This window comes from Pseudomonas sp. GL-R-26 (assembly GCF_019947365.1).
Lineage (GTDB): Bacteria > Pseudomonadota > Gammaproteobacteria > Pseudomonadales > Pseudomonadaceae > Aquipseudomonas.
Window position 1 is genome coordinate 1 of the sequence record NZ_JAGYGI010000076.1, and the last position, 1,358, is coordinate 1,358.

General features: G+C 58.2%; 1 protein-coding gene and 1 pseudogene. One reads left to right on the top strand and one right to left on the bottom strand.

Features of this window, described 5'->3' with window-relative positions; genetic code table 11:
- Positions 1-1,102 (top strand): LTA synthase family protein (locus tag KGA96_RS29570; RefSeq protein WP_223516082.1); only part of this gene is annotated, 1,102 nt, incomplete at its 5' end.
- A gap of 43 nt (positions 1,103-1,145) precedes the next feature.
- Here the strand turns inward: KGA96_RS29570 and KGA96_RS29575 are convergent.
- Positions 1,146-1,358, bottom strand: a pseudogene (locus KGA96_RS29575) (IS4 family transposase); the annotation flags it as partial.

Sequence of the window (1,358 nt, forward strand, 5' to 3'; positions counted from 1 at the left end):
GGGTGGGCCGGGCAACATCACGCCGTACCTCGACAAACTGTCGAAGGAAGGCTTGCTGTTCGACCGCTTCTTCTCCAACGGCACCCATACCCACCAGGGCATGTTCGCCACCATGGCCTGCTTCCCGAACCTGCCGGGTTTCGAATACCTGATGCAGACCCCGGAAGGCAGCCACAAGCTGTCCGGTCTGCCGCAGTTGCTCAGCACCCGTGACTTCGACGACGTGTATGTCTACAACGGCGATTTCGCCTGGGACAACCAGTCGGGTTTCTTCAGCAACCAGGGCATGACCAACTTCATCGGTCGTAACGATTTCGTGAATCCGGTGTTCTCTGATCCGACCTGGGGCGTGTCCGACCAGGACATGTTCGACCGTGGCCTGGTCGAGCTCAAGGCGCGGGAAAACGGCAAGCCGTTCTATGCCTTGCTGCAAACCCTGTCCAACCACACGCCTTACGCCTTGCCGACGCCATTGCCGGTCGAGCGCGTGACCGATCGTGGCAGCCTGAACGAACACCTGACCGCCATGCGTTACGCGGACTGGGCGCTGGGCCAGTTCTTTGAAAAGGCCCGCAAGGAGCCTTACTTCAAGGAAACCCTGTTTGTCATCGTCGGTGACCACGGTTTTGGTAACGAACAGCAGATCACCGAAATGGACCTGGGTCGCTTCAACGTGCCGATGCTGATGATCGCGCCGGGCATCCAGGAAAAATTCGGCCAGCGTGACCACACTGTGGGCACTCAGATCGACATCGTGCCGACCATCATGGGCCGCATCGGTGGCGAAGTGCGTCATCAGTGCTGGGGACGCGACCTGCTCAACCTGCCGGAAGGCGACGCCGGTATTGGTGTGATCAAGCCGTCGGGCAGCGAGCAGACCACGGCCATCCTCACCGCAGACCAGATTCTGGTCCTGCCGAAGGACAAGGACATGGCGCCGAAGTTGTATCAGTATGAATTGGGTGCCAACCCTCACGCCGAAATCATTGCTGATGCGCCGCGTACCGCCGAGTTGAAACTCAAGCTCGAAGCGTTCCTGCAAACAGCGACCAAGAGCCTGCTGGACAACACCGCTGGTGTCGTTGATGGCAAGCCGGACTAAGTTGTGACGCAATAGTAAAGAGGCCCTTCAAGGGTAATGCCAGTCAGTTAAGCTGACTGGCATTTTTATTTCTGATCGGATACTTCGGTGATTTGAGCCGGATGGCGCGAGGATAAATACGCTCCTCTCGCCGATGAGGCAGGACATAGTGCGGGGCTGAGGCATGAAGCTCGGCCAGGTACTTGGGGATGTTCCCGGAGCGGTCTGCCGAGACACTGTTGATAAACCCTAAAATCGCCCAGGTACACGCGCTAAA